Origin of the sequence: Pseudomonas sp. NBRC 111131, assembly GCF_001320525.1 — a bacterium.
Lineage (GTDB): Bacteria > Pseudomonadota > Gammaproteobacteria > Pseudomonadales > Pseudomonadaceae > Aquipseudomonas > Aquipseudomonas ceruminis.
Window position 1 is genome coordinate 1 of record NZ_BCBH01000028.1, and the last position, 19,121, is coordinate 19,121.

A 19,121-nucleotide genomic window follows, 5' to 3' on the forward strand; every position below is an offset into this window, starting at 1 on the left:
CTTCGATCTCTCCATTCAGCTTGCGCTGAACCGAATCAGAACGTTTGATCCGCGCACCTAGATGGTCGATCTTTCGCTGTGCTTCCTCGGATTCTTTACCGAGCAGAAGGATGGGGTTGAAGTTTCCGCCATCGAAGTGCAGGTTAGCTTTTACAAAGTCGGAATTGAATACGCGAACTAATATATTGCTCCGAGTGAAGTTTTTTTCGGTGATCGCATCTTCGTCGCTACCAAAGGAGAACTCGCATCCCGACAAGTCGGGGTTGGCTATCTTCGCCTCAAGCTGGGCGAACAGGCGTGAGAGAGTGGTCTTTCCAGAATAGTTCCAGCCGTAAATGAGGTTCTTTATTCCGAACTCTTGAGTGCCCGCAGGCTTTGTGTAGTTTTGGTAAACGCCAAGACCCTTGATTTTCTCGATGCTTTTAAGCATGTGCCACCCTCCCTGAACTTGATGCAAAGCTGCCTGCAATCGGGTCAGCAAACCATAGCTCAGTCAGATGAATCGATCCACATGAGCCCCATGGATTTTGGCCAGTACCTTGGCTTTTGATCTTAAGCCCCAATGAGACGCCAGTCGCAAAAAGCAGCTAATTGAATCACCCGGTTTCTTAGGCAGATCAAACGGCTGTTTCTAGCCGAAAATGGCACGTAACCATAGTCCACTTCTGACCGATAGCTGTCCTAGCTGAGGGCCGCTATGGGTCGAAAGCTGCCGGTCGTAATATGCTGTCCACGAACCCTTGCAGCTTCGGAGATCGGCAGTCATCAACCATTTGCCAACGGCCAATAAGCCCATTTGATTCAAAAAAATCTCAGCCACACATTACTGCATTGACATTCCTAACAATGAGGTTCATCCCATGTCATTGCAGTGTCCCCGCTGTCACTCCCCCAAAATCGCGTCCTTCCATCACGCCATGAAAGTCAGCGCCGCCATCGGTACCGTGGGCGGTATAACACGTGGCGTCAGCGCTGCCCTGGCTGCCGGCCAGGCGGGTGCAGCTATCGGCGCGTTCGCCGGCCCTATCGGTCTCACTCTCGGCTCCGTGTCAGGCGCCATCCTCGGCGGATTGGCCGGCGGCGTAGGCGGCTGCGCGCTCGGTGCGCAGCTCGGCGAGTCGCTCGACCGCCACGTGCTAGCTCACAACCTCTGCCTACTCTGCGGTCATCGCTTCAACCTGCCGACCTGACCCGACTCCCCTCTCGTCATTTCATTCGACCGGACGGTGCTGCGCCTCGCGCAGCGCTTTATGCCGTCTTGCACCCAAAGGAATCATTCGCATGGCACATCTCGTCGAAACCATGGCCTATGCCGGCGCCACTCCATGGCATGGTCTGGGCAATCAACTCACTCAAAAACAAACCATCGAAGTCTGGCAACGCGAAGCGGGCATGGACTGGCAAATCCTGGAAAGCCCCGTGCACTTCAAGTCGGATGCCATCGGCCACCTTGGTACGATCCACTCTTTCCCGGAACATAAGGTGCTCTACCGCTCAGACACCAAGGCACCACTATCAGTGGTATCCCAGCGTTACCACACTGTGCAGCCTCGGGAGGTTTTGGAGTTCTACCGCGATCTCACCGAAGTTTCCGGATATGAGCTAGAAACTGCTGGCGTGCTCAAAGGAGGTCGCAAGTTCTGGGCACTGGCGCGTACCGGACAAGGCGCCGCTCTCAGGGGCAATGACCAGATCAATGGCTATCTGCTGCTGGCCACGTCGTGCGACGGCACCCTTGCCACCACAGCAACCCCGACCACCGTACGGGTGGTGTGCAACAACACCCTGACCATAGCCCTGGACGGCACCAGCCGGGCGATCAAGGTGCCGCACAACACCCGCTTCGACCCCAATGTGGTGAAGAGACAACTCGGCATTGCCGTCTCGCAATGGGACGACTTCATGTACCGCATGCGCGCGCTGGCCGAACGCAAAGTGCAGTGGCACGAGGCATTGGGATTCTTCATGACTGTGCTATGCGATACCAGCCCGACCGGCGTGTTGCCTGAGCAACTGCCCAACGAGCGCGCGCTGCGCAAAGTCCAGGGACTGTACGAGGGACGTGGCCGAGGCAGCCAGCTCGAATCGGCGCGCGGCACCGCTTGGGGTCTGCTCAATGCCGTGACCGAGTACGTCGACCACGAACGGCGCGCGCGCAACAACGAGTACCGCATGGACTCGGCCTGGTTCGGCCAGGGCGCTCAAATCAAGCAACGCGCCTTGGATGCCGCGCTGCGGCTCGCGGCTTAAACCTCCTTACCTCTCCTCACGCCCGGTCAGTGTTGTGCTGGTCGGGCGTTCTTCTGTCTTCAAGGTGAACCGCATGAAAGCAACGTCATTGAACGGCCGTACTCGCAAGAATCGTCCGGCCCTGCGCCTGGTCAGCACCAAGGAGTTGCCCCGTGAGGACTGGCTAAAGATTCGCAAACAGGGTATCGGCAGCTCGGATGCCGCCGCTGCCGTGGGTCTGAATCCCTACAAATCGCAGTTGGAGCTGTGGCTGGAAAAGACCGGCCGCGATACCTCGCTGCTGAAGGCTGATCCCCACGATGAGGAAAGCCCGATGTATTGGGGTAACGTCCTGGAACCCATCGTGGCCTGGCATTACAGCAAACGCACCAAGCACAAGGTGCGGCGTATCAACGCGGTGCTGCAGCATCCAAATCCCGAGTTGCCCTGGATGCTGGCCAATATCGACCGCGAGGTGATCGGTGCCGACGACGTACAGATCCTCGAATGCAAGACAGCCGGCATAAACGGGGCACGCCTCTGGAAAGAGGGCGTGCCAGAGTATGTACAGCTGCAGGTGATGCACCAGCTCGCCGTCACCGGCAAACAGGCGGCGGATGTGGCGGTGCTGCTTGGCGGCCAGACGCTGGAGATCCATCGGATCGAGCGGGACGAGCAGATGATCGCCCGCCTGATTGAGCTCGAACGGCGTTTCTGGCAGTACGTGGAAACGGATACACCGCCACCCGCCGACGGCAGTGCCTCGGCCGAGCTCGCCCTGCGCTGCCTCTATCCCCATGACAACGGCCAGACGCTAGACCTCAGCAGTAATGCTGGCCTGGTAGCAGTCTTCCTGGAGTTGAAGGCGGTACGCCAGTCGATTTCCGAGAAAGAGATTCGCGAAGCCGAACTCAAGCAGCGCCTGCAGCAGGCCATGGGCGATGCCACCCGTGCGGCGTTCTCCAGCGGCAGCATCACCTGGAAGAAAGCCAAGGACAGCGTAACCCTCGATGTGGTGCGCCTACTCAAAGACAAGCCCTATCTCCAGGCTAAATACCCGCTGCTGAAACCCGGCTCACGCCGCTTCCTGATCAACTGATTTCCAACTCCCTCCCCCTTGGCCAGCGCCCGCAGTTCGCACTGCTGGGCTGGCTTTTCGTTTCCAGGAGAACCACCATGCTGAAAGGCCTCGCAATCACCCCGCCCGTGCTGGGGCGCATCTCCATCGGCAGGGTCGTCGAGAAGAACGGCAAGCGGCTACCGGAGAAAGACGACCAGTTCACCATCACCTCCCAGGTACAGAACAAGGATGGCTGGCTGCTGCACCCGCTCAACGACGAGTTGCGCAAATCCCAGGAGGACAAGCTGCGCAGTATTCCTGTTCGTCTGCTGTTCAACGCGCCTGAGCTGAACTTTCGTGCCGACTACACGCTGTTTGATCGGCAGTCCGGACGACCGCTGTGCGTGGGCAACGGCGAGACCTGCAAGCGCGTCACCCAAGACGGTATGCAATCCCTACCCTGTCCCTCGCCGGATGCCTGCCCATTGGCGAAAGGTAATGCCTGCAGGCCCCACGGACGACTGAACGTGATCATTGGCGATGAGGATCCGCTAGGTAGCTTCATGTTTCGCACTACCGGCTTCAACAGCATCCGCACCCTCGCCGCCCGGCTGCATTACTTCCAGGCCATTTCCGGCAACCGCCTGGCGTGCCTGCCGCTGGAATTGCGCCTGCGTGGCAAGTCCACCCGCCAGAGCCATGGGACGCCAATCTTCTACGTCGACCTGACAGTACGCGGCGGCATGGACATGGCCAAGGCGCTGTTGGCCGCCAGTGAGCTCGATTCGCAGCGACAAGCGACAGGCTTCGATCAAGCCGCGCTGGATGAAGCAGCGCAGCGTGGCTTCGCCAATGGCGCGTTCGAGGACAGTGAGGAGGATGCCGGCACCATCGTCGAGGAATTCTACCCTGCAGAGGCAAACCAATCCCCAACCGCCAACCCTCCCCAGCGATCTGCGAAAAACAGCCTAGCCGTGAAGCTGGAGACGCAAGCCCAGCGCCACACCCCACCGACTGATCACCGCCAAGGAGCCGACCATGCGCCTGCACAAACTGAAAGCCAGTGACTCGAGCGGCACCTACTTGGTCGAGTCGCCAGTCACCGAAACCGACATCCTGCTGATGGCCCGACAGCTGGCGAATCTACGTCTGCGTCGGGGGCGAGCACTGACCTCACCAAAGGCGGTGTTCAGCCATCTGCAGGCCCTGTTGAGCGATTACGAGCATGAAGTTTTTGCCCTTCTCCACCTTGATAGCCGACATCGAGTTATAGACTTCCAGGAAATGTTCCGAGGCACGCTCGACGGTGCCAGCGTCTATCCACGCGAGGTCGTCAAGGCAGCCTTGGAGCACAATTCTGCCGCCATGGTACTGGTGCACAACCATCCTTCCGGGGACCCCGAACCCAGCCAGGCGGACCGGAACCTGACCCGCAAGCTGAAGGAGGCACTGAACCTAGTCGAGGTGCGGACGCTGTATCACATCATCGTCGGTCGTGAAGGCTGCCTATCGCTGGCAGAACAGGGCCATCTGTGAGGAGAAAACCAAGATGACGCTACTACGGATCTTCGCGTCCGTGTTTATGTTCGTTGGCATTCTCGCTGGCTGCGTGGCGCTCCTGATGTTGGTGATTCTGCTTATGCGCTTTCCGCCACTGCTGATCGCCGTGCTGCTGGCGTGCTGGATCCTCTGCCGACTGCTGAAAGTGTTCCAGAAGTCAGAGAAAGCACCGACAAAGCCCCCCACCTCCTTGCAGTGCCCCCCACCGTAAGCAGCCAGGCAAACCCTGGCTGCTCTATCCCTCCTTAGGATGTATAAAGATGAACAGACAATGTTTGATTTGCGACTCCAGGGCCGTCATGACCCGTGACGCCGCCAAGGGCCTTGCACTGTTGGTCGGGTTGACCGATGGTGCGGCTCAGGGCTCTCGAAGCGCACCCGGAGAATGCCATCGTGACATGCTCATGAACGGACTGGCAGCGATTACCCCGACATCCTCTGCCGCACTGGATGCGGCAGAGGATGTCGCCCACTTCCACTACGGGGGCTTCGATTGCCAGTGCCTGCGCTGTGGCGGGCTATTCGACGCTGCTGCCGCGGACTAAGAGAACTTCAGTTGCGGCTGAGACGTTCCACCAGACGCTCCACCATCTCCAGCACCAGCGTCCGATCATCCGCCGTCAGGATAGATAGTAAGTTCTGCAGGCGGCGCGCCTGATCCTCCGGGCGCGAGCTCCCTTCAGTCAACAGGTCGGCCGTCTCGCAGCCGAAAACCGAAGCGAGCTCCACCAGACGCTCCACGTTTGGCATAACGACCCCGCGCTCGATACGGGATACAGCCTCGCTACCAATCCCAAGCTTCTCCGCGACTTGCTCCTGGCTCAGCTCGCAACGCGCGCGCTGACGTGCAATCGCCTGCCCCACAACCTCAGCCAACTGCTTCGAATCGGTTTTTGACATGCCGTCCTCCAGATCAACCTGAATGGTTGGCCATCAACCTGTTGACATGAAGGACCCTACGAGACGAGACTCAACCTTAAAGGTTGATATGCGACCTTCTCGACAATTCAAATCCCAAGCAGGGAGCACAAAGCACCATGACCGTCGTAACTGGTCTGAATGAAGCGCAGATTGAAGGCCTTCTGAAAGGCAAATCGTCCTTCGAGGTAGTCGGCCTCAGGGGAAATTTCATGGAGGGGATCAAGCTGGTAGAAACCAAGATAGAGGCCCTCGGCATGAAGTGCCGAGTCAGGACAGATGTCAAAGGATCACTGATCCAAGGCGGAGCCCTGGGAGCAGTCTTCAGCGTGGTATCCACACCCGCCACATTGGCCCTGGCCACATTGACCGCAGCAGCGGGTGTTGGCCATACGCTCGCTACCTACGACCCGGACTATGAAATCGTAAAAGATTACGTTAATAAAAAACTCAAAGTAGCCTATAAAAAACGGGCAAACAAAAAATAAAAACTCTTCTAACGCCATCACAGACCAAACAACATGAAAGCCAAATTAGCCATATTAAAAGTAGCAGGCCTTTTAACGCTTGCACTCTCACTTAATGCTAAAGCAGACGTGGACTATGGGTATCTATATCCAAACACGCTACCCAACGAAAAATCAATGAACGATTTACCTTATGCAATCCCATGCGCAGAAGCCAAAAATCAGTATGGCGCCAAATTTTATCGCTGCACTTGGTACACCCTACCTAGAAATATTACCATGTGGAATGCTCAACAGCAGCGTAACATTAGCTTCAGCAATCAGATAAGCGGCGCATGCCAACGTGGTACCTGTCGTGCATCCAATGGCTCGGGCGTATATGGCATGTATGGACAAGACCTCAGCTTTACGCTATCCATCTACTATTACATATATGAAAGTAAGGATGGCTATCCGATTGCCTATCGCATGGATGGTGGCCCCCACAAAAAAGGAAAAGAAGTTACCTACGCGCAAGCCCGAACAACACTACAAGATTTTTTACTCGACCACAGCATCAGCTCCACGAGTGTAAAAGGCACTATCGGAACGTACAATCTTGACGTGAAAACTGAGCTTAGCTCTTCTAGTGACGCGCCCTCTCAGCCTCAAGAAAAGCCCATGACAAAGCCTACAAAAAATATCGAAGTAAAAGAAGCTTGGTGCAATCCACGCGCGGACGATGAGTGCACGATCAACGGAAATAAAGTAGCTAAGGCGGAGCTCAAGCAGTACCTTCCAGAAATTTACGAACTAGAAGTTCTAAACTCAGGCGGGTATTGTGAGCACCCGATCTGCTACGACAAAAATGATAAACCTGTTGGCATTCACTAATGCATAAAGGCGCGGAAAAACTCCGCGCCTTTATTTTTTCTTAACCCCCCTAGAAATGAGGACCCCATCTCAACAAATACTTTTGTTGAATGCTTTCCCTTCTACACTGGAGACCTTAGGTAATGACAGATCTTATCACTTCACTGATAATATTGGTCAACTGATCAATTTCATCCTTCGGTGAAGGGCCCTCGTCGTGCTTCCGAAATTGCAAGCCTTGCAGCAAGCCGATAACTACCACAGTTAAAAGATCGAGGCGGTTATGCGCATCATGTTCCTTTGCAGGGTGACCAGCGATCTCCAATCTCAAGCAGTGTGCATAATCTTCGATTAGAGATTTTATATGTTCTCGTTGCTCGCTTGAGAGATTAATCATCTCACGATTAATCAGGACAATACGTTTACCTTCGTATTTCTGGAAATTAAGCGACGCTTGGACGAATAGTCGTATACGTTCATGACGAGTCTTGCCCTGCTTGATGCTGGTGCGTGTAATGGCCAACAAGTCCTCCAACGCCTCCTCCATCAACTCGTAGAGCAGCGCCTGTTTGTTTTCGATATGATTATACAATGACCCGGCTTGTATGCCCAAGCGGGATGCCAGATCGCGCAGGCTGGTTGATTGATATCCCTTTTGGAAGAATAGTTCAAGGGCGGTTTGGCGGACGCGTTCATGGGTTTCGGTACTGACATGCGATGAAGAAATTCTAGACATTTCTCTCCGCCCGCAACTGGCTGTTGAAATTTATTCGTAAATATCACTATGAGCGACACTAACACGCAGTAGAAACCCTACATTAGAGCACCTTAATCGCCCTCAAAGAACGACGGTAGCCTCGGAAACTTTGATAACCAAGTTATCAATAAGTCTCGTCTGACCTAGACGAGCAGCGACCATAATCACCCATTGGTCATCATCGCGCGTTGCCGGTTCCAAGCTCTGCGCATTTCTGACCTCCAGATACTCAGGTTCGAACCCGGCTGATTCTAGCCGCTGTCTGCAGCCAGTCAATGAGGGTCCAATGTCTTGCCCTAGCTTTAACAGTGAGGCCAGATTCACCAGGCACTTGTGCAGCAAAGGCGCCGTCGAACGTTGCGCCTCACTCAGATAACCATTTCGCGAAGAGAGTGCCAAGCCGTCCTGGGCACGAACTGTCGGCGCCCCGACAATCTGTGTGCTTATATTCAGGTCTCGCACCATTGCGCGAATGACCGCCAACTGTTGGTAGTCCTTTTCGCCAAAGATTGCCACGTCCGGTTGAATAATATTCAGTAGCTTCATTACCACTGTCGCCATTCCATCAAAATGTCCGGGACGCGATCCGCCGCATAGCCCTTGAGCAACACGCGGTACCCTGACAAGGGTAAGGTCATGCATACCATCCGGGTACATCTGTTCAACGGTAGGCGCAAAAAACACATCGCATCCCACAGCCGCCAAGCATTCCTTATCGGCTTGCAGCGTTCTGGGGTAACTGGCCAGATCTTCGCCAAGCCCGAACTGAAGGGGGTTGACGAAGATACTGACCACCACAACGTCGGCCTTCTGCTTGGCCAGCTCAATTAACGCGATATGACCATCGTGCAAATTGCCCATGGTAGCCACTAGCGCTATTGTGCTGCGCTCCGCACGCAGACGCCCAAGGCGTGCTTGAAGCGCCTTAATCGTATCTACTGTAAGCATAGATTTATGCCTCGCTAGCCAGCTGAACGTCGATAGCTTCGAGCAAACGTGGATCGTCAGCCGCCACATCAGGAGCGAAACGGGCGACAACCGTTCCCCTTCGGTCGACTAAAAATTTCTCGAAATTCCACAGAACGTCCGTGCGGCTATCAGCCACGATGCCATATCCCTTAAGGCGTTCCCTGAAGGGGCCTTCACCAATCGTCTCGGGTTGCGCGGCCGTGAGCTCGGCATAGAGTGGGTGCCGATCTTCGCCATTGACCGACAGCTTAGAGAACAGCGGGAACTGTATGCCAAAGTTCAACGAGCAGAACTCGGCGATTTCGGCATTACTGCCTGGTTCCTGTTCCTTGAAATTGTTAGCTGGGAAACCCAATATCTCCAGTCCTTGGTTTTTCTTTCGCTGGTAGAGTCTTTCCAGCCCTTCATACTGGGGAGTGAGCCCGCACTTCGAAGCCACATTGACCAACAAAAGAACTTTGCCGCGATAGCGGCCAAGGGTGCTTGCAGTGCCATCGATCTGCTGCAATGGAATATCGTAAATGGACTGACTCATGACTACCGCCTCTAATGATTGAGTTTCAACGGTGGGAAGATTTGGATCTCCAACGCAGGTAAAGAACTAGGCCGGCAGCGCTCACTGACATCAGTGCAGACCAAAGAAAAACCCAGGCGTAGCTGTAGGCGGTGGCTACTAAGCCCAGCGCCGGTCCAGCCACCCCGACCGCGATGTCGAAAAACAATGAAAGTGCGCTCAGCGCTGAGGTTCGGTTAGCAGCTGGGATGAGCGCCAGAGTTTCCATGCCCAGCCCTGGATAGACCCACGACACGCCAATGCCCGTAAGGGTGCCACCTGCAATTACCAGTGCCGGCGACGGAGCGAGCCCAACCAGCAGTAGACCGACGGTCTGTAACACCAGGCACCAGGCAACAACCGTATAACCGCGTAACCGGTGCAAAATGCCCGGCGATGCCAGTCGCGCCGCGATGAAACCCGCACCAAACCCGCTCAGACAAAACGCTGCACCCTGCCAACCCAGGCTGTCAAAATACAGTGCTACAAATGCCATGAGCCCTCCGTATCCGACCGAGCTGCACACGAGCACAACCCCATTGGGCATCACCGCCAACAGTACCCGATGAAAGGCCAGCCGCGCCCCAGCGACTACCGGCGCCGGGCGCTTGCAAAAGGCCATGAGCACAAATACCAGGCCCAGCAGAGCACTGCACAGCCCGACACTGGCAATGCCAAACGTATTGCCCAGCAATCTTCCCAATGGCGCACCGACCGCCACACCGCCATAGGCCGCGATGCCGTTCCAAGACATCACCTTGGCGGTGCTGGGCACACCTTTCAGGCCAATCGCCCAGGTACAGCAGGGCGTGGATATCATGGCGGTACAGAGACCCAAGACAATCCTGCCCAGCAACAGAAGCGCCAGGCACAGCGACAATTGAGCCTGCAGCTTGAGCGCAAACCAAGTCAACAGGCCGCTAGCGATCAAGCCGCCAAGCCCGCAGAGTACCGAGCACCTGGCCCCAAAGCGGTCCGCCACGCTGCCAGCCAACGGCCGTGCGACCAATGTCGCTACGTACTGCACACCGATCACCGCGCCGGCCAGCACCGCGCCCAAGCCAAGTTCATGCAACACGAAGCCCGGCAGCACTGCCAGCGGCAAGCCGCTGCATATGTACCCGATGAAGTTGAAGCAGATGATCGAAAGGATCTGCGCATTGGGATGCGCCGGCCTACTGGCCGCTGTAGTATCCCAACGCAACCACATACCCGTTTACCCGCTGCAATAAGGTTCTCTTGAATTCGTTCTGCCCAGTGATGGGGTTGCGCCACAGATAGTCGAGCTCGCCGCTTTCATGCTGTTGCATTTGCCGCAACATGGCCTCGCCAATCGGCTGCCCATCGGTGGAACGCAACGACTTGAAATCCGTACCGATCAGGCGCGGCAGGAAGCCGTGCGCAACGAAGCGCTGGCTTTTGATGTCCACTACAAAGGCATACAGGTCATCCTGGGTGAACTGTTTGTCGTGCTGGTTGATAAGGGAAAAGGCCGCATTCGGGTCCTTGCGCACCTGGTCCGCGACCCGCTGCAGCAGTGCACGGGCCTGTTCAGGGCTGGAGCGCGGCATGTAATAACCCACGGAGATCACCCGCTCGCCCACCCGTTGATAGAACACGCGTTTGCGCTCTACCTTGGCATGTTGCCAGTTCCACCAGCGATACTCGGCACTGCGCACGGTGCTGTCGGCGGGCTGCTCGATAGCTTGGCGGAACGTGGCCTTGAGGTCGTCGTCCAGCACGCTCACTACCGGTTTGCCGACAAGCGACACCGATGGTCCGCCGCTGGCCAACATCACCCCAGTGGTATCGACCACGTAGATGTACAACTCGCCATCGACGAACTCACCCTGGCGGCTGAATGCGGCCAGGGCGTTATCGCCACTGGCCTGGTAAAGGGCTACTGCCTTAGCCAGTAGTGCTCGGGCACGCTGATTTTCTGCGTCGTAGACATCACTCGACGGTGACTGCGCCATGGCTAACACGCAGGCAAGACACAAGCAGATACCCGTGAACGCTCGATAAAGGCTCATTGTTTTCATTTCTCCTGTGTCCTTACGGGTAGCGCTGCCACGCCCTGCCCATCGTCGCCTAGAGCGTGCGACCGATAATCTCTTTCATGATTTCCGAGGTACCGCCGTAGATCCTCGCAACACGCGCATCGACCCAGGCCCGGCTAATTTTGTACTCGCTCATGAACCCGTAGCCGCCGTGCAGTTGCAGGAACTCGTCAAGTAACTTGCCCTGCATCTCCGAGCCCAGCAGTTTGGCCATGGCCGCCACATCCGCGGGCAACTCTCCGCGCATGACCTTGGCCAGGCAATCATCGACAAATACTCTCAGCATGGTGAACTGCGCCTTTGCTTCGGCGAGCTTGAACCGGGTGTTCTGGAAATCCAGCACCGGCTTGCCGAACACCTTTCGCTCGCGGGTGTATTCGATGGTTTCTTCCAATAGCGTCTGGATCGACTGTGCGGCGCGAATCGCGATGATCAGACGCTCCCATGCCAATTGGTGAGTTAGGTACTTGAAGCCCTGCCCTTCCTCTCCGAGCCGATTGCTAGTAGGCACGCGCACATCGTCGAAGAACAATTCGGCGGTGTCTTGCCCCTTCAAGCCGATCTTTTCTAGCAACCGTCCCTTGGAAAACCCTTGGCGCTCCTCTTCAACGCAAATCAGCGTGAGTTCCTTGGCGCTGAGGTCGAGCTTGGTCGCGGTCACCATCAGGCCAGCATTACCCCCATTGGTGATGAAGGTCTTCTGGCCAGAAACGATATAATCATCACCCTCCCGGCGCGCCAAGGTCCGCATCGAGCGCAGGTCGCTGCCGATACCAGGCTCACTCATGGCGATCACGCCAACCAGCTCGCCGCTGACCATCCGGGGCAGCCAGCGCTGTTTCTGCTCTTCGCTGCCGTAAGCGACAATGTAAGGGGCAACGATCTCGGAGTGGGTGGTAAACCCCACCGCGGTGGCATTGGCCCGCGCCAATTCTTCTATCATCACCGCCGAGTGGCCGAAGTCCCCGCCAGGCCCGCCATACTCCTCGGGCACGGTGGAACACAAAAGCCCGGTCTCTCCAGCCTTAAGCCACACCTCCTTGGGCACGATGCCGTTCTTTTCCCACTCATGCAGGTAGGGCACGATCTCGCGATCGACGAACCGGCGCGCTTGTTCGCGGAACATATTGTGGTCTTCACGGAAAACGCCACGCATTTTCAATACTCCATATTTCCGTCGGTTGTGCCTTTATGCGGTCACCGGTCGAGGTAGTCGGGATTTCGCTTTTCGACAAACGCCGAAACGGCCTCTTGATGGTCTTCAGTATGGTGGGCCAGCGATTGGTAAGCCGCCGATAGCTCTAGCAGTGAGTCCAGGCGCATGTGCTGCCCTTCGCGCAGCAAGCGCTTGCACAGGCGCAGCGAGTGCCCCGGGTTGCTGGCGATGCGCTCTGCCAACGAACGCGCTTCGGCCATCAACGTCTCGTCCGCGCACACCTGCTCCACCAATCCCCATTCCAAGGCCTTGTTCGCATCGATGGTGTCGCCGGTAAAGGACATCAGGCTCGCCTTGGGAACGCCGATGATCCGCGGCAGCAACCAGGCACCGCCATCGCCGGGTACGATACCCAAGCGTACGAAGCTCTCGGCGAATACCGCCGAGGTGGATGCCAGACGGATATCGCACATGCAGGCAAGGTCCAGGCCCGCGCCAATCGCGGGCCCGTTGACAGCGGCGACAACCGGTATGTCCAGGTCGTAAAGCGCCAGCGGAATGCGCTGGATACCGTCACGGTAGGTGTTGCGCAGCTCATAGGGCGAACCTGCGAAGATACCGGCACGCTCGTGCATATCCTTGACATTGCCGCCGGCGCAAAAGGCCCTGCCATTACCAGTCAGCACCATAACCCTGACAGACTTGTCGCGACGCACCGCGGCGCACAGATCGACAAACTCTTGGATCTGCTCGGTTGTGGTCAGGGCATTGCGGGTGTCCGGGTGATTCATGCGCACAGTGACGATACCGCCCTCGCGCTCGATCTGAAGAAAAGCGTTCATAGTCGATTGCTCACAAGCCTGGTCAAGGGTTGTTTGCCATGGCGGGTCAACAACGGCCAATACCCTTCGCTGCCACCCTGGCAAATTTGTGCGCCCAGGCGCTGGCTCCAAAGGCTCGCTGAGCCAAACTCACTTCGCCATGCCCACAGCCTTCGGCTCAGCAGGTGAAGTGGGTATTCCTCGGTGAAGCCAATGGCGCCGTGTACCGAATGAGCGATACTGGCACCAAAACTCGCGGCCTCAGCGGTAGTGATTTTCGCTACGGCGATGGTCAACGCCGCAAGCCCGTCGTCGGACTCGCAAAATGCTGCTTCAGCGGCAATGCTGGCAGCGGCCGTCTGTTCGGCCAGTACCGCCAGCTGTTGCTGGACCGCCTGGAACGACCCGATGGCCTTGCCAAATTGCTTGCGCTCACGCGCGTAGTTGGCGGTCATGTCCAGCAGCGCATGCAGCGCACCAACGGTCTGCGCCGAGCGCAGCATCGCACCGCCAAGCTCCAGAACATCGACACCGAGGCCGTCTGGCAGTCGTGCGTAGGCAACTACCTGCGCTCCATGGAAGACCAAGTCATCACGCGGCTCTCCCGCAACGTTGAGGCTGCTCGTGAGTTCGCAGGCCATGTTGCGTTGCAACATCACCACGTGGGGAATACCTTCATCGGTCGTGGCCACGGCCACCACAGCATTTACATTGCGGCCCCAAGGCACAGCGCGGACGGTGCCGTTGACGCGCCCATCGCTCAGGGCCAAATCGGAATGGGCCGCGATGCTCAACGCACCTACACGCGCTTCAAGGCCGGCCTTACTCAAAAGCCAGTTGGCCAGCAAGGCCTCGCCCAGCGGAGCCGGTACCGAATAGCGCCCGGCGGCGCGGACCATCACATAGATATCTGCCCAGCTGGCGCCAGCGCCGCCCAGCGCTTCGGCGGCGCCTGCGAGGGTAAAGCCTGACTCATCGAGTGCGGACCATAGCGCTGCTGGCCACTCGCCGCCTTCGCAACCAAGCACATAGGCCGGGGTGGACAGATCGGCAAACAGACGTTCGATCATCGTCTCAAATAGTTCGCGCATTATCGCAACTCCAGGCCACGGGCAATGATGCCTCGTAGAATCTCGCGCGTACCGCCACGCAGTGAAAAGGACGGCGCCATCTGCATCAGGTAGGCCAGCACCCGTGCGTATTCGCTACCGCCGAGTTGGCGCGGCTCGGTGTCCAGCAACAACTGGGCGACTTCCGGCAGTTCCTGTTCAAACACGTTGCCCAGGTCTTTCACGCATGAGGCAGCCCAGGCTGGATGCTCGCCCGCAGCCAGTTGCGCGGTGACCGACAACGACATGTTGCGCAGCGTCACTAGCCTGGCAGATAGGCGCCCGATCTCTCTTGCCTGCAGGGTATCGGGCGCCTTGCCCAACGCGTCGATCAGGCTGGTAAGCAGCGCCATGCAACCGAGAAAGCGCTCTGGGCCGCTGCGCTCGAACGCCAGTTCCGCAGTCACCTGCTCCCACCCTTTGCCTTCGCTGCCGATCAGCGCGTCAGCGGATAGGCGAACGTTGTCGAAGAATACTTCATTGAAATGCTCCCCCCCGGCCAGGTCGCGGATCGGCCGGATGGTAATACCCGGCAGGCTCAGGTCGACGATGAACTGCGACATACCCTCGTGACGCGCGCCCTGTTTTTCGCCGGTGCGCACGAGTGCAATCATGTACTGTGAATGGTGCGCATTAGTGGTCCAGACCTTCTGTCCGTTGAGCAGCCAACTGTCGCCCTCACGTAGCGCATTACTCTTGATCGACGCGAGGTCCGAGCCGGAGTTGGGTTCGCTCATGCCGATGCAAAAGTAACTCTCACCCTGGCATATGCCAGGCAGATAGCGCCGCTTCTGCTGCTCGGTCCCAAAGCGGTTGATCAGGGGCCCGCTCTGGCGGTCGGCAATCCAATGAGCCGAGACTGGCGCGCCGGCAGCCAGCAGCTCCTCGATCACCACATAACGCGCAAATGGGCCTGCCGCCGCGCCACCGTAGGCTTTAGGCAATGCCATGCCGACCCAGCCACGGGCGCCCAGCTTCCTGCTGAACTCGGCATCGAACCCCATCCAGGAATGGGCTCGCAAGGTAGGTGGATAATCAGCCAGGTGGGCATGAATGAACGCCCGGACGTCGGCGCGAAGCGCCTCGGCCTCGGGAGGAATTGAGCTGTATCTGAATTGACTGATGGCCATAGGCGCTCTCTAACGCTGAACACAGGCGCAATCACCCCGCCCGGGGTGATCACAGAACCGCCTCCCTTGCCCCAGGCGTCGATGCGCAACGCCCGAAGCAAAGGCGACGACTTACAACGCGGTTTGCGCGTCGGCCTTAGCGAACATCGCGTTGATGTCGCCGGAGGTCACAGGCTTGTTGTCATGCCGGCCATGATCAGCGCCACCCAAGCCCAGGGCTGGCTCAGTGCTGACGTGCGTAGCCTGGGCTCGCAGTGCGCCCACTGTGCAATTCTCGCGGCCGTGGATTGAGAACGGGTCGAAGGAGAATTCGCGCATCGCATTAAGGTGAGTAACTTTGTCGATGACTTCCTTGGAAAGGTGCTTTAGCCCTTCCCACGCAGTTTCCGGCGAATTAGGCCAAGTGCAGTCGGAATGGGGATAGTCGCTCTCCCAGGTGACCATGTCTGCATTGAGGAAATCCAGATTCTTCAGGCCGAAGTTATCTTCGATGAAGCAGGTGATGAAGTGCTTGTTGAAGATGTCGCTGGGCATCTTCCCGCCAAAGTTGGAGTTGGTCCACGCATTGTGATGGCGGTGGGTGAAATCGGCACGCTCCAGCAGATAGGGCACCCAGCCGATACCACCTTCGGACAGGGCCATGCGCAGGTCTGGGAACTTCTTCCACATCGGCGCCCAAATCCAGTCGGCCGCCGAGTTGGCGATGGAGATCGGCATGGAGGTGATCCACGCATCGATCGGTGACATGTCGGACGCATGGTCCGCTTTCACGCCGGTGCCAATATGGCAGCAGATGACTACCTTATTGTCGCTGCAGGCTTTCCACAGCGGGTCCCAGTAATCGCTGTGAATCGATGGATAGCCATGGATGGCTGGGTTGTCCGACAGCGAGATGGCATGTACACCCTGACGAGCCAGACGCACGACCTCAGCGGCGGCCGCCTGCATGTCCCACCACGGCACGATCATCAGCGGGATAAAACGGCCAGGTGCAGCGTTGCACCAGTCGTGCAGGTGCCAATCGTTATAGGCCTGAATCGCTGCCAGTGACACAGCGCGGTCGCCGTGCATTTGAAAGCGCTGCCCGGCAAAGCCCGGGAAGGTGGGGAAGCACAAGGAGCCCAGTACACCGTTGGCGTTCATGTCGTCGACACGGTCCTTGATGTTCCAGGTGCCACGACGCATCTGGTCGTAACCAAGCGGCTCCATGCCGTATTCCTCTTTAGGCCGGCCGACTACCGAGTTCAAGCCCATGTACCCGGTGGCTTGCTCCTCGAACACCCAGACATCGCGCTCGCCCTTCTTGACCACATGAGGCTCGCGCCCCTTGAAGCGGGCCGGCATGTGACGGGCAAACGCATTGGGAGGCTCGATCGCGTGGTCATCGACGCTGACGAGAATCAGATCTTCAACTTTCATGGCTATCCCCTTTGCATTCGGGCTTGTTGTTGTGAATGAAGCATAGAGCAGATCTGCCAATAATTAAACACTTTTTTTATTTGTGTTCACATCCTTCTGACTCGCAGGACCAGTGGCAATGCTCGAGCCCTGCTTCAATCCCACAGCACATGCAGGTAATGCGGCCCACGCAGCTGCGCCCCGACTATCTGCGGCGCGGGTTTGTTGGGGTCAAGGCGGATGTTGGGCATCAAGTCTAGAATGGCATTGAGAGCGCAATTGATCTCTGTCTTGGCCACGAACTGACCGATGCACATATGTGGGCCGAAGCCGAAGCCGAAGCCGAATGAGGGCTTTGGCTTGCGGTCGATGTCGAACTCATCAGGGTTTTCGAAGGCATCTTCGTCACGGTTGGCAGAGGTAACAATGCACTGCACCATTGCTCCTTGCGGAATAGGCACATCGCGGATCTGCAGGTCCTTGGCGGCCTGACGTACCTTGAAGGTGGCCACCGGCTCAAAGCGAACAGCTTCATCGATGGCCTTGTTCACCAGGCTGCGATCATTGCGTACCCGCTCCAGCACGCCGGGGTGCTGCAGCAAAAGCGACATCAAGGTACCGAAGGTGCGGGTCGTGGTTTCACTGGCCGCAGGCAACAGCGACCGAACGAAGGTCGCGATCTCATGATCATCCAGTGATCGGCCCTGATATTCAGCCTGGATCAAGCGGCTGATCAGATCATCGCCGGTGCCACCCTGAGCGCGACGCTCTGCCACAACCTCCTTGACCACGTCATATAGCGCCTGGGCAGCCTCCATTGCCGCGCCACGTGCCGCAGCAGCCTTTTCTGGATCCACCTGGGGCCCCGCGAGGATCGCCAGCGCCCAGGCTGCATATTGCTCGATTTGCTCTGGCCGGTCTTCGGGGAAGCCGATGAGCGAGTAGATCACCCGGATGGGGAAGTACAGTGCAAAGTCCATCAGGTCGGCCGACCTGGCCGGCACCATGGGCTTGAGGTATTCATCGCGGATCACCCGGTCGATCCGGGTTTCTTTCCACCGGTTAACGGTATCGGGCATGAACACCGGTTGCAGCAGACTACGGATGCTCTTGTGCGCCTCGCCATCCATCGCAGTCAGGATCAAACCATCGAAAAAAGCGCCCAGTCCCTCGGCGATGAAGCCGCTTGTGAAGTTGCCAGCATCACGCATCACGGCCATCACGTCGTCATACTTGAACAAGGTGAAGGTAGGCCGTGTAGCGTCCAAACCAGCGATTGAGGGAACCCCGAGACGTGCCATGAAGTTGTCTCGTAGGACGGGGGAATTTGCGCGCATCTCCCGGTAGGTCGCGTGCAGGTCGATGTCACTGTTGCCCCGGTAATTGCTGGCTACATCGTTGAATGCCTTAGTCAGCTCGTTGTGTTCCGATGTGGACATGATCTTCTCCGGCTTTATTGTCATTATTTTTGATTTGGGTAGGTAAAAAGCGCTCTACCGTCGGCAGTGGCAAGCCAAATTCGAATTAGACTGAACAATTATATGATTTATGCCCACTTTATTTGATGCCCAGCAGCTTCTAATACGCCTGCTGCACCAACGTCATTCGTCCGCCTGCCAGCATCAGCGCGCAATACATGCCCAGTTCAGCTATCTGGGCAGCAGAGAAAAAACGTTTGAGATGACTGAAAAGCTGGTCATCAATGATTAGATAATCGCTGGCGAACAACTCGGCATAGCGCAGCACCGCTCTTTCCGGCGGACTGAACCACGCACTGTCGCTGGTCATGCAAGCGATATCCTGCTCGGTAACGGTATCGGACTTGCGCGCCAGCTGGCAGGCCTGGCAAGTGGTAATGCTGGCGATCTTCAGGCGCACTAATTCGCGCAGGCGCTCAGGCAAAAGGCTATCGTTGTGTAAGTTTTCCATTAGCCCCAGCCAGGCCAAAGCGGCTTTGGGCCGATGCGCCCAGACCTGAACCGGGGTGACGGAACTGAGCATACGGCTGCGTTGCCCTCGATCGACCGCGTCCTGCAACGCGACCGGCATGTCACTGAGGGCAACCAGAGGCAGGCGGGCCAC

The 19,121-nt window shown here is 57.4% G+C and carries 23 protein-coding genes; 9 read left to right on the forward strand and 14 right to left on the reverse strand.

The window, feature by feature from the left end:
• Positions 1-430: AAA family ATPase (locus APH34_RS21355; protein ID WP_156358106.1), on the reverse strand; the 430-nt coding region annotated here is incomplete at its 3' end.
• A 430-nt stretch (positions 431-860) separates the two neighbouring features.
• Here APH34_RS21355 and APH34_RS21360 point away from each other — a divergent pair.
• The 7 genes from APH34_RS21360 to APH34_RS21390 all read left to right on the forward strand — a co-directional run bounded on the left by APH34_RS21360 (position 861) and on the right by APH34_RS21390 (position 5,394).
• The gene (locus tag APH34_RS21360) at positions 861-1,190 is read left to right on the forward strand and encodes a hypothetical protein (protein ID WP_041505850.1); all 330 of its coding nucleotides are present in this window, start codon (positions 861-863) and stop codon (positions 1,188-1,190) included.
• Between the two features lie 91 nt (positions 1,191-1,281).
• Positions 1,282-2,250, forward strand: a complete 969-nt coding sequence (locus APH34_RS21365) for a DUF932 domain-containing protein (RefSeq protein ID WP_047604736.1) — start codon at positions 1,282-1,284, stop codon at positions 2,248-2,250.
• Positions 2,251-2,323: 73 nt separating this feature from the next.
• Complete coding sequence (locus APH34_RS21370; protein ID WP_047604737.1) at positions 2,324-3,328, forward strand: YqaJ viral recombinase family protein; 1,005 nt, start codon at positions 2,324-2,326, stop codon at positions 3,326-3,328.
• Between the two features lie 77 nt (positions 3,329-3,405).
• A complete protein-coding gene (locus APH34_RS21375) occupies positions 3,406-4,356 on the forward strand; it encodes a hypothetical protein (RefSeq protein ID WP_047604738.1) in 951 nt (316 codons plus the stop codon).
• Positions 4,328-4,825 (forward strand): DNA repair protein RadC, encoded by a 498-nt coding sequence (radC, locus tag APH34_RS21380; protein ID WP_054902877.1) that lies wholly within the window; start codon positions 4,328-4,330, stop codon positions 4,823-4,825. Before APH34_RS21375 ends, radC begins: the two co-directional genes overlap by 29 nt.
• Positions 4,826-4,838: 13 nt before the next feature.
• Positions 4,839-5,060 (forward strand): hypothetical protein, encoded by a 222-nt coding sequence (locus APH34_RS30065; protein ID WP_047604740.1) that lies wholly within the window; start codon positions 4,839-4,841, stop codon positions 5,058-5,060.
• Positions 5,061-5,109: 49 nt separating this feature from the next.
• Positions 5,110-5,394: a hypothetical protein gene (locus APH34_RS21390; protein ID WP_047604741.1), complete on the forward strand. Its 285-nt coding sequence runs from the start codon at positions 5,110-5,112 to the stop codon at positions 5,392-5,394.
• A gap of 7 nt (positions 5,395-5,401) precedes the next feature.
• Here APH34_RS21390 and APH34_RS21395 read toward each other — a convergent pair whose 3' ends face one another.
• A complete protein-coding gene (locus APH34_RS21395; protein WP_041505845.1) occupies positions 5,402-5,749 on the reverse strand; it encodes a helix-turn-helix domain-containing protein in 348 nt (115 codons plus the stop codon).
• A 137-nt stretch (positions 5,750-5,886) separates the two neighbouring features.
• On the opposite strand from APH34_RS21395, the gene APH34_RS21400 reads away from it, so the two are divergent.
• Together APH34_RS21400 and APH34_RS28865 are read left to right on the forward strand one after the other, a co-directional pair.
• A complete protein-coding gene (locus tag APH34_RS21400; RefSeq protein ID WP_047604742.1) occupies positions 5,887-6,255 on the forward strand; it encodes a hypothetical protein in 369 nt (122 codons plus the stop codon).
• Between the two features lie 33 nt (positions 6,256-6,288).
• The gene (locus tag APH34_RS28865) at positions 6,289-7,107 is read left to right on the forward strand and encodes a hypothetical protein (protein ID WP_230623081.1); all 819 of its coding nucleotides are present in this window, start codon (positions 6,289-6,291) and stop codon (positions 7,105-7,107) included.
• A 115-nt stretch (positions 7,108-7,222) separates the two neighbouring features.
• Here the strand turns inward: APH34_RS28865 and APH34_RS21405 are convergent, their stop codons facing one another.
• From APH34_RS21405 to APH34_RS21460, 12 genes are all read right to left on the reverse strand, one after another.
• On the reverse strand, positions 7,223-7,822 hold the full coding sequence (locus APH34_RS21405; RefSeq protein WP_054902878.1) for a TetR/AcrR family transcriptional regulator: 600 nt from the start codon (positions 7,820-7,822) through the stop codon (positions 7,223-7,225).
• 102 nt (positions 7,823-7,924) lie between these two features.
• On the reverse strand, positions 7,925-8,791 hold the full coding sequence (gene panC, locus APH34_RS21410; RefSeq protein WP_054902879.1) for a pantoate--beta-alanine ligase: 867 nt from the start codon (positions 8,789-8,791) through the stop codon (positions 7,925-7,927).
• Positions 8,792-8,795: 4 nt separating this feature from the next.
• Positions 8,796-9,347, reverse strand: a complete 552-nt coding sequence (locus tag APH34_RS21415) for a glutathione peroxidase (protein ID WP_041505842.1) — start codon at positions 9,345-9,347, stop codon at positions 8,796-8,798.
• Between the two features lie 25 nt (positions 9,348-9,372).
• Positions 9,373-10,575 carry an MFS transporter gene (locus tag APH34_RS21420; protein ID WP_047604745.1) on the reverse strand — a complete coding sequence of 401 codons (1,203 nt, stop codon included), beginning with the start codon at positions 10,573-10,575 and terminating at the stop codon, positions 9,373-9,375.
• On the reverse strand, positions 10,541-11,398 hold the full coding sequence (locus APH34_RS21425; protein WP_047604746.1) for a cache domain-containing protein: 858 nt from the start codon (positions 11,396-11,398) through the stop codon (positions 10,541-10,543). Before APH34_RS21425 ends, APH34_RS21420 begins: the two co-directional genes overlap by 35 nt.
• A gap of 58 nt (positions 11,399-11,456) precedes the next feature.
• Positions 11,457-12,581: an acyl-CoA dehydrogenase family protein gene (locus APH34_RS21430; protein ID WP_054902880.1), complete on the reverse strand. Its 1,125-nt coding sequence runs from the start codon at positions 12,579-12,581 to the stop codon at positions 11,457-11,459.
• A gap of 41 nt (positions 12,582-12,622) precedes the next feature.
• The gene (locus tag APH34_RS21435; RefSeq protein ID WP_047604747.1) at positions 12,623-13,423 is read right to left on the reverse strand and encodes a crotonase/enoyl-CoA hydratase family protein; all 801 of its coding nucleotides are present in this window, start codon (positions 13,421-13,423) and stop codon (positions 12,623-12,625) included.
• Positions 13,420-14,493: an acyl-CoA dehydrogenase gene (locus APH34_RS21440; RefSeq protein ID WP_054902881.1), complete on the reverse strand. Its 1,074-nt coding sequence runs from the start codon at positions 14,491-14,493 to the stop codon at positions 13,420-13,422. Before APH34_RS21440 ends, APH34_RS21435 begins: the two co-directional genes overlap by 4 nt.
• Positions 14,493-15,641, reverse strand: a complete 1,149-nt coding sequence (locus tag APH34_RS21445; RefSeq protein WP_054902882.1) for an acyl-CoA dehydrogenase family protein — start codon at positions 15,639-15,641, stop codon at positions 14,493-14,495. Before APH34_RS21445 ends, APH34_RS21440 begins: the two co-directional genes overlap by 1 nt.
• 111 nt (positions 15,642-15,752) lie before the next feature.
• On the reverse strand, positions 15,753-17,060 hold the full coding sequence (locus tag APH34_RS21450; protein WP_041505835.1) for an amidohydrolase family protein: 1,308 nt from the start codon (positions 17,058-17,060) through the stop codon (positions 15,753-15,755).
• Between the two features lie 134 nt (positions 17,061-17,194).
• Entirely contained in the window at positions 17,195-18,478 is a 1,284-nt protein-coding gene (locus APH34_RS21455; RefSeq protein WP_054902883.1) for a cytochrome P450, read from the reverse strand.
• Between the two features lie 139 nt (positions 18,479-18,617).
• Complete coding sequence (locus APH34_RS21460) at positions 18,618-19,121, reverse strand: carboxymuconolactone decarboxylase family protein (protein ID WP_177337043.1); 504 nt, start codon at positions 19,119-19,121, stop codon at positions 18,618-18,620.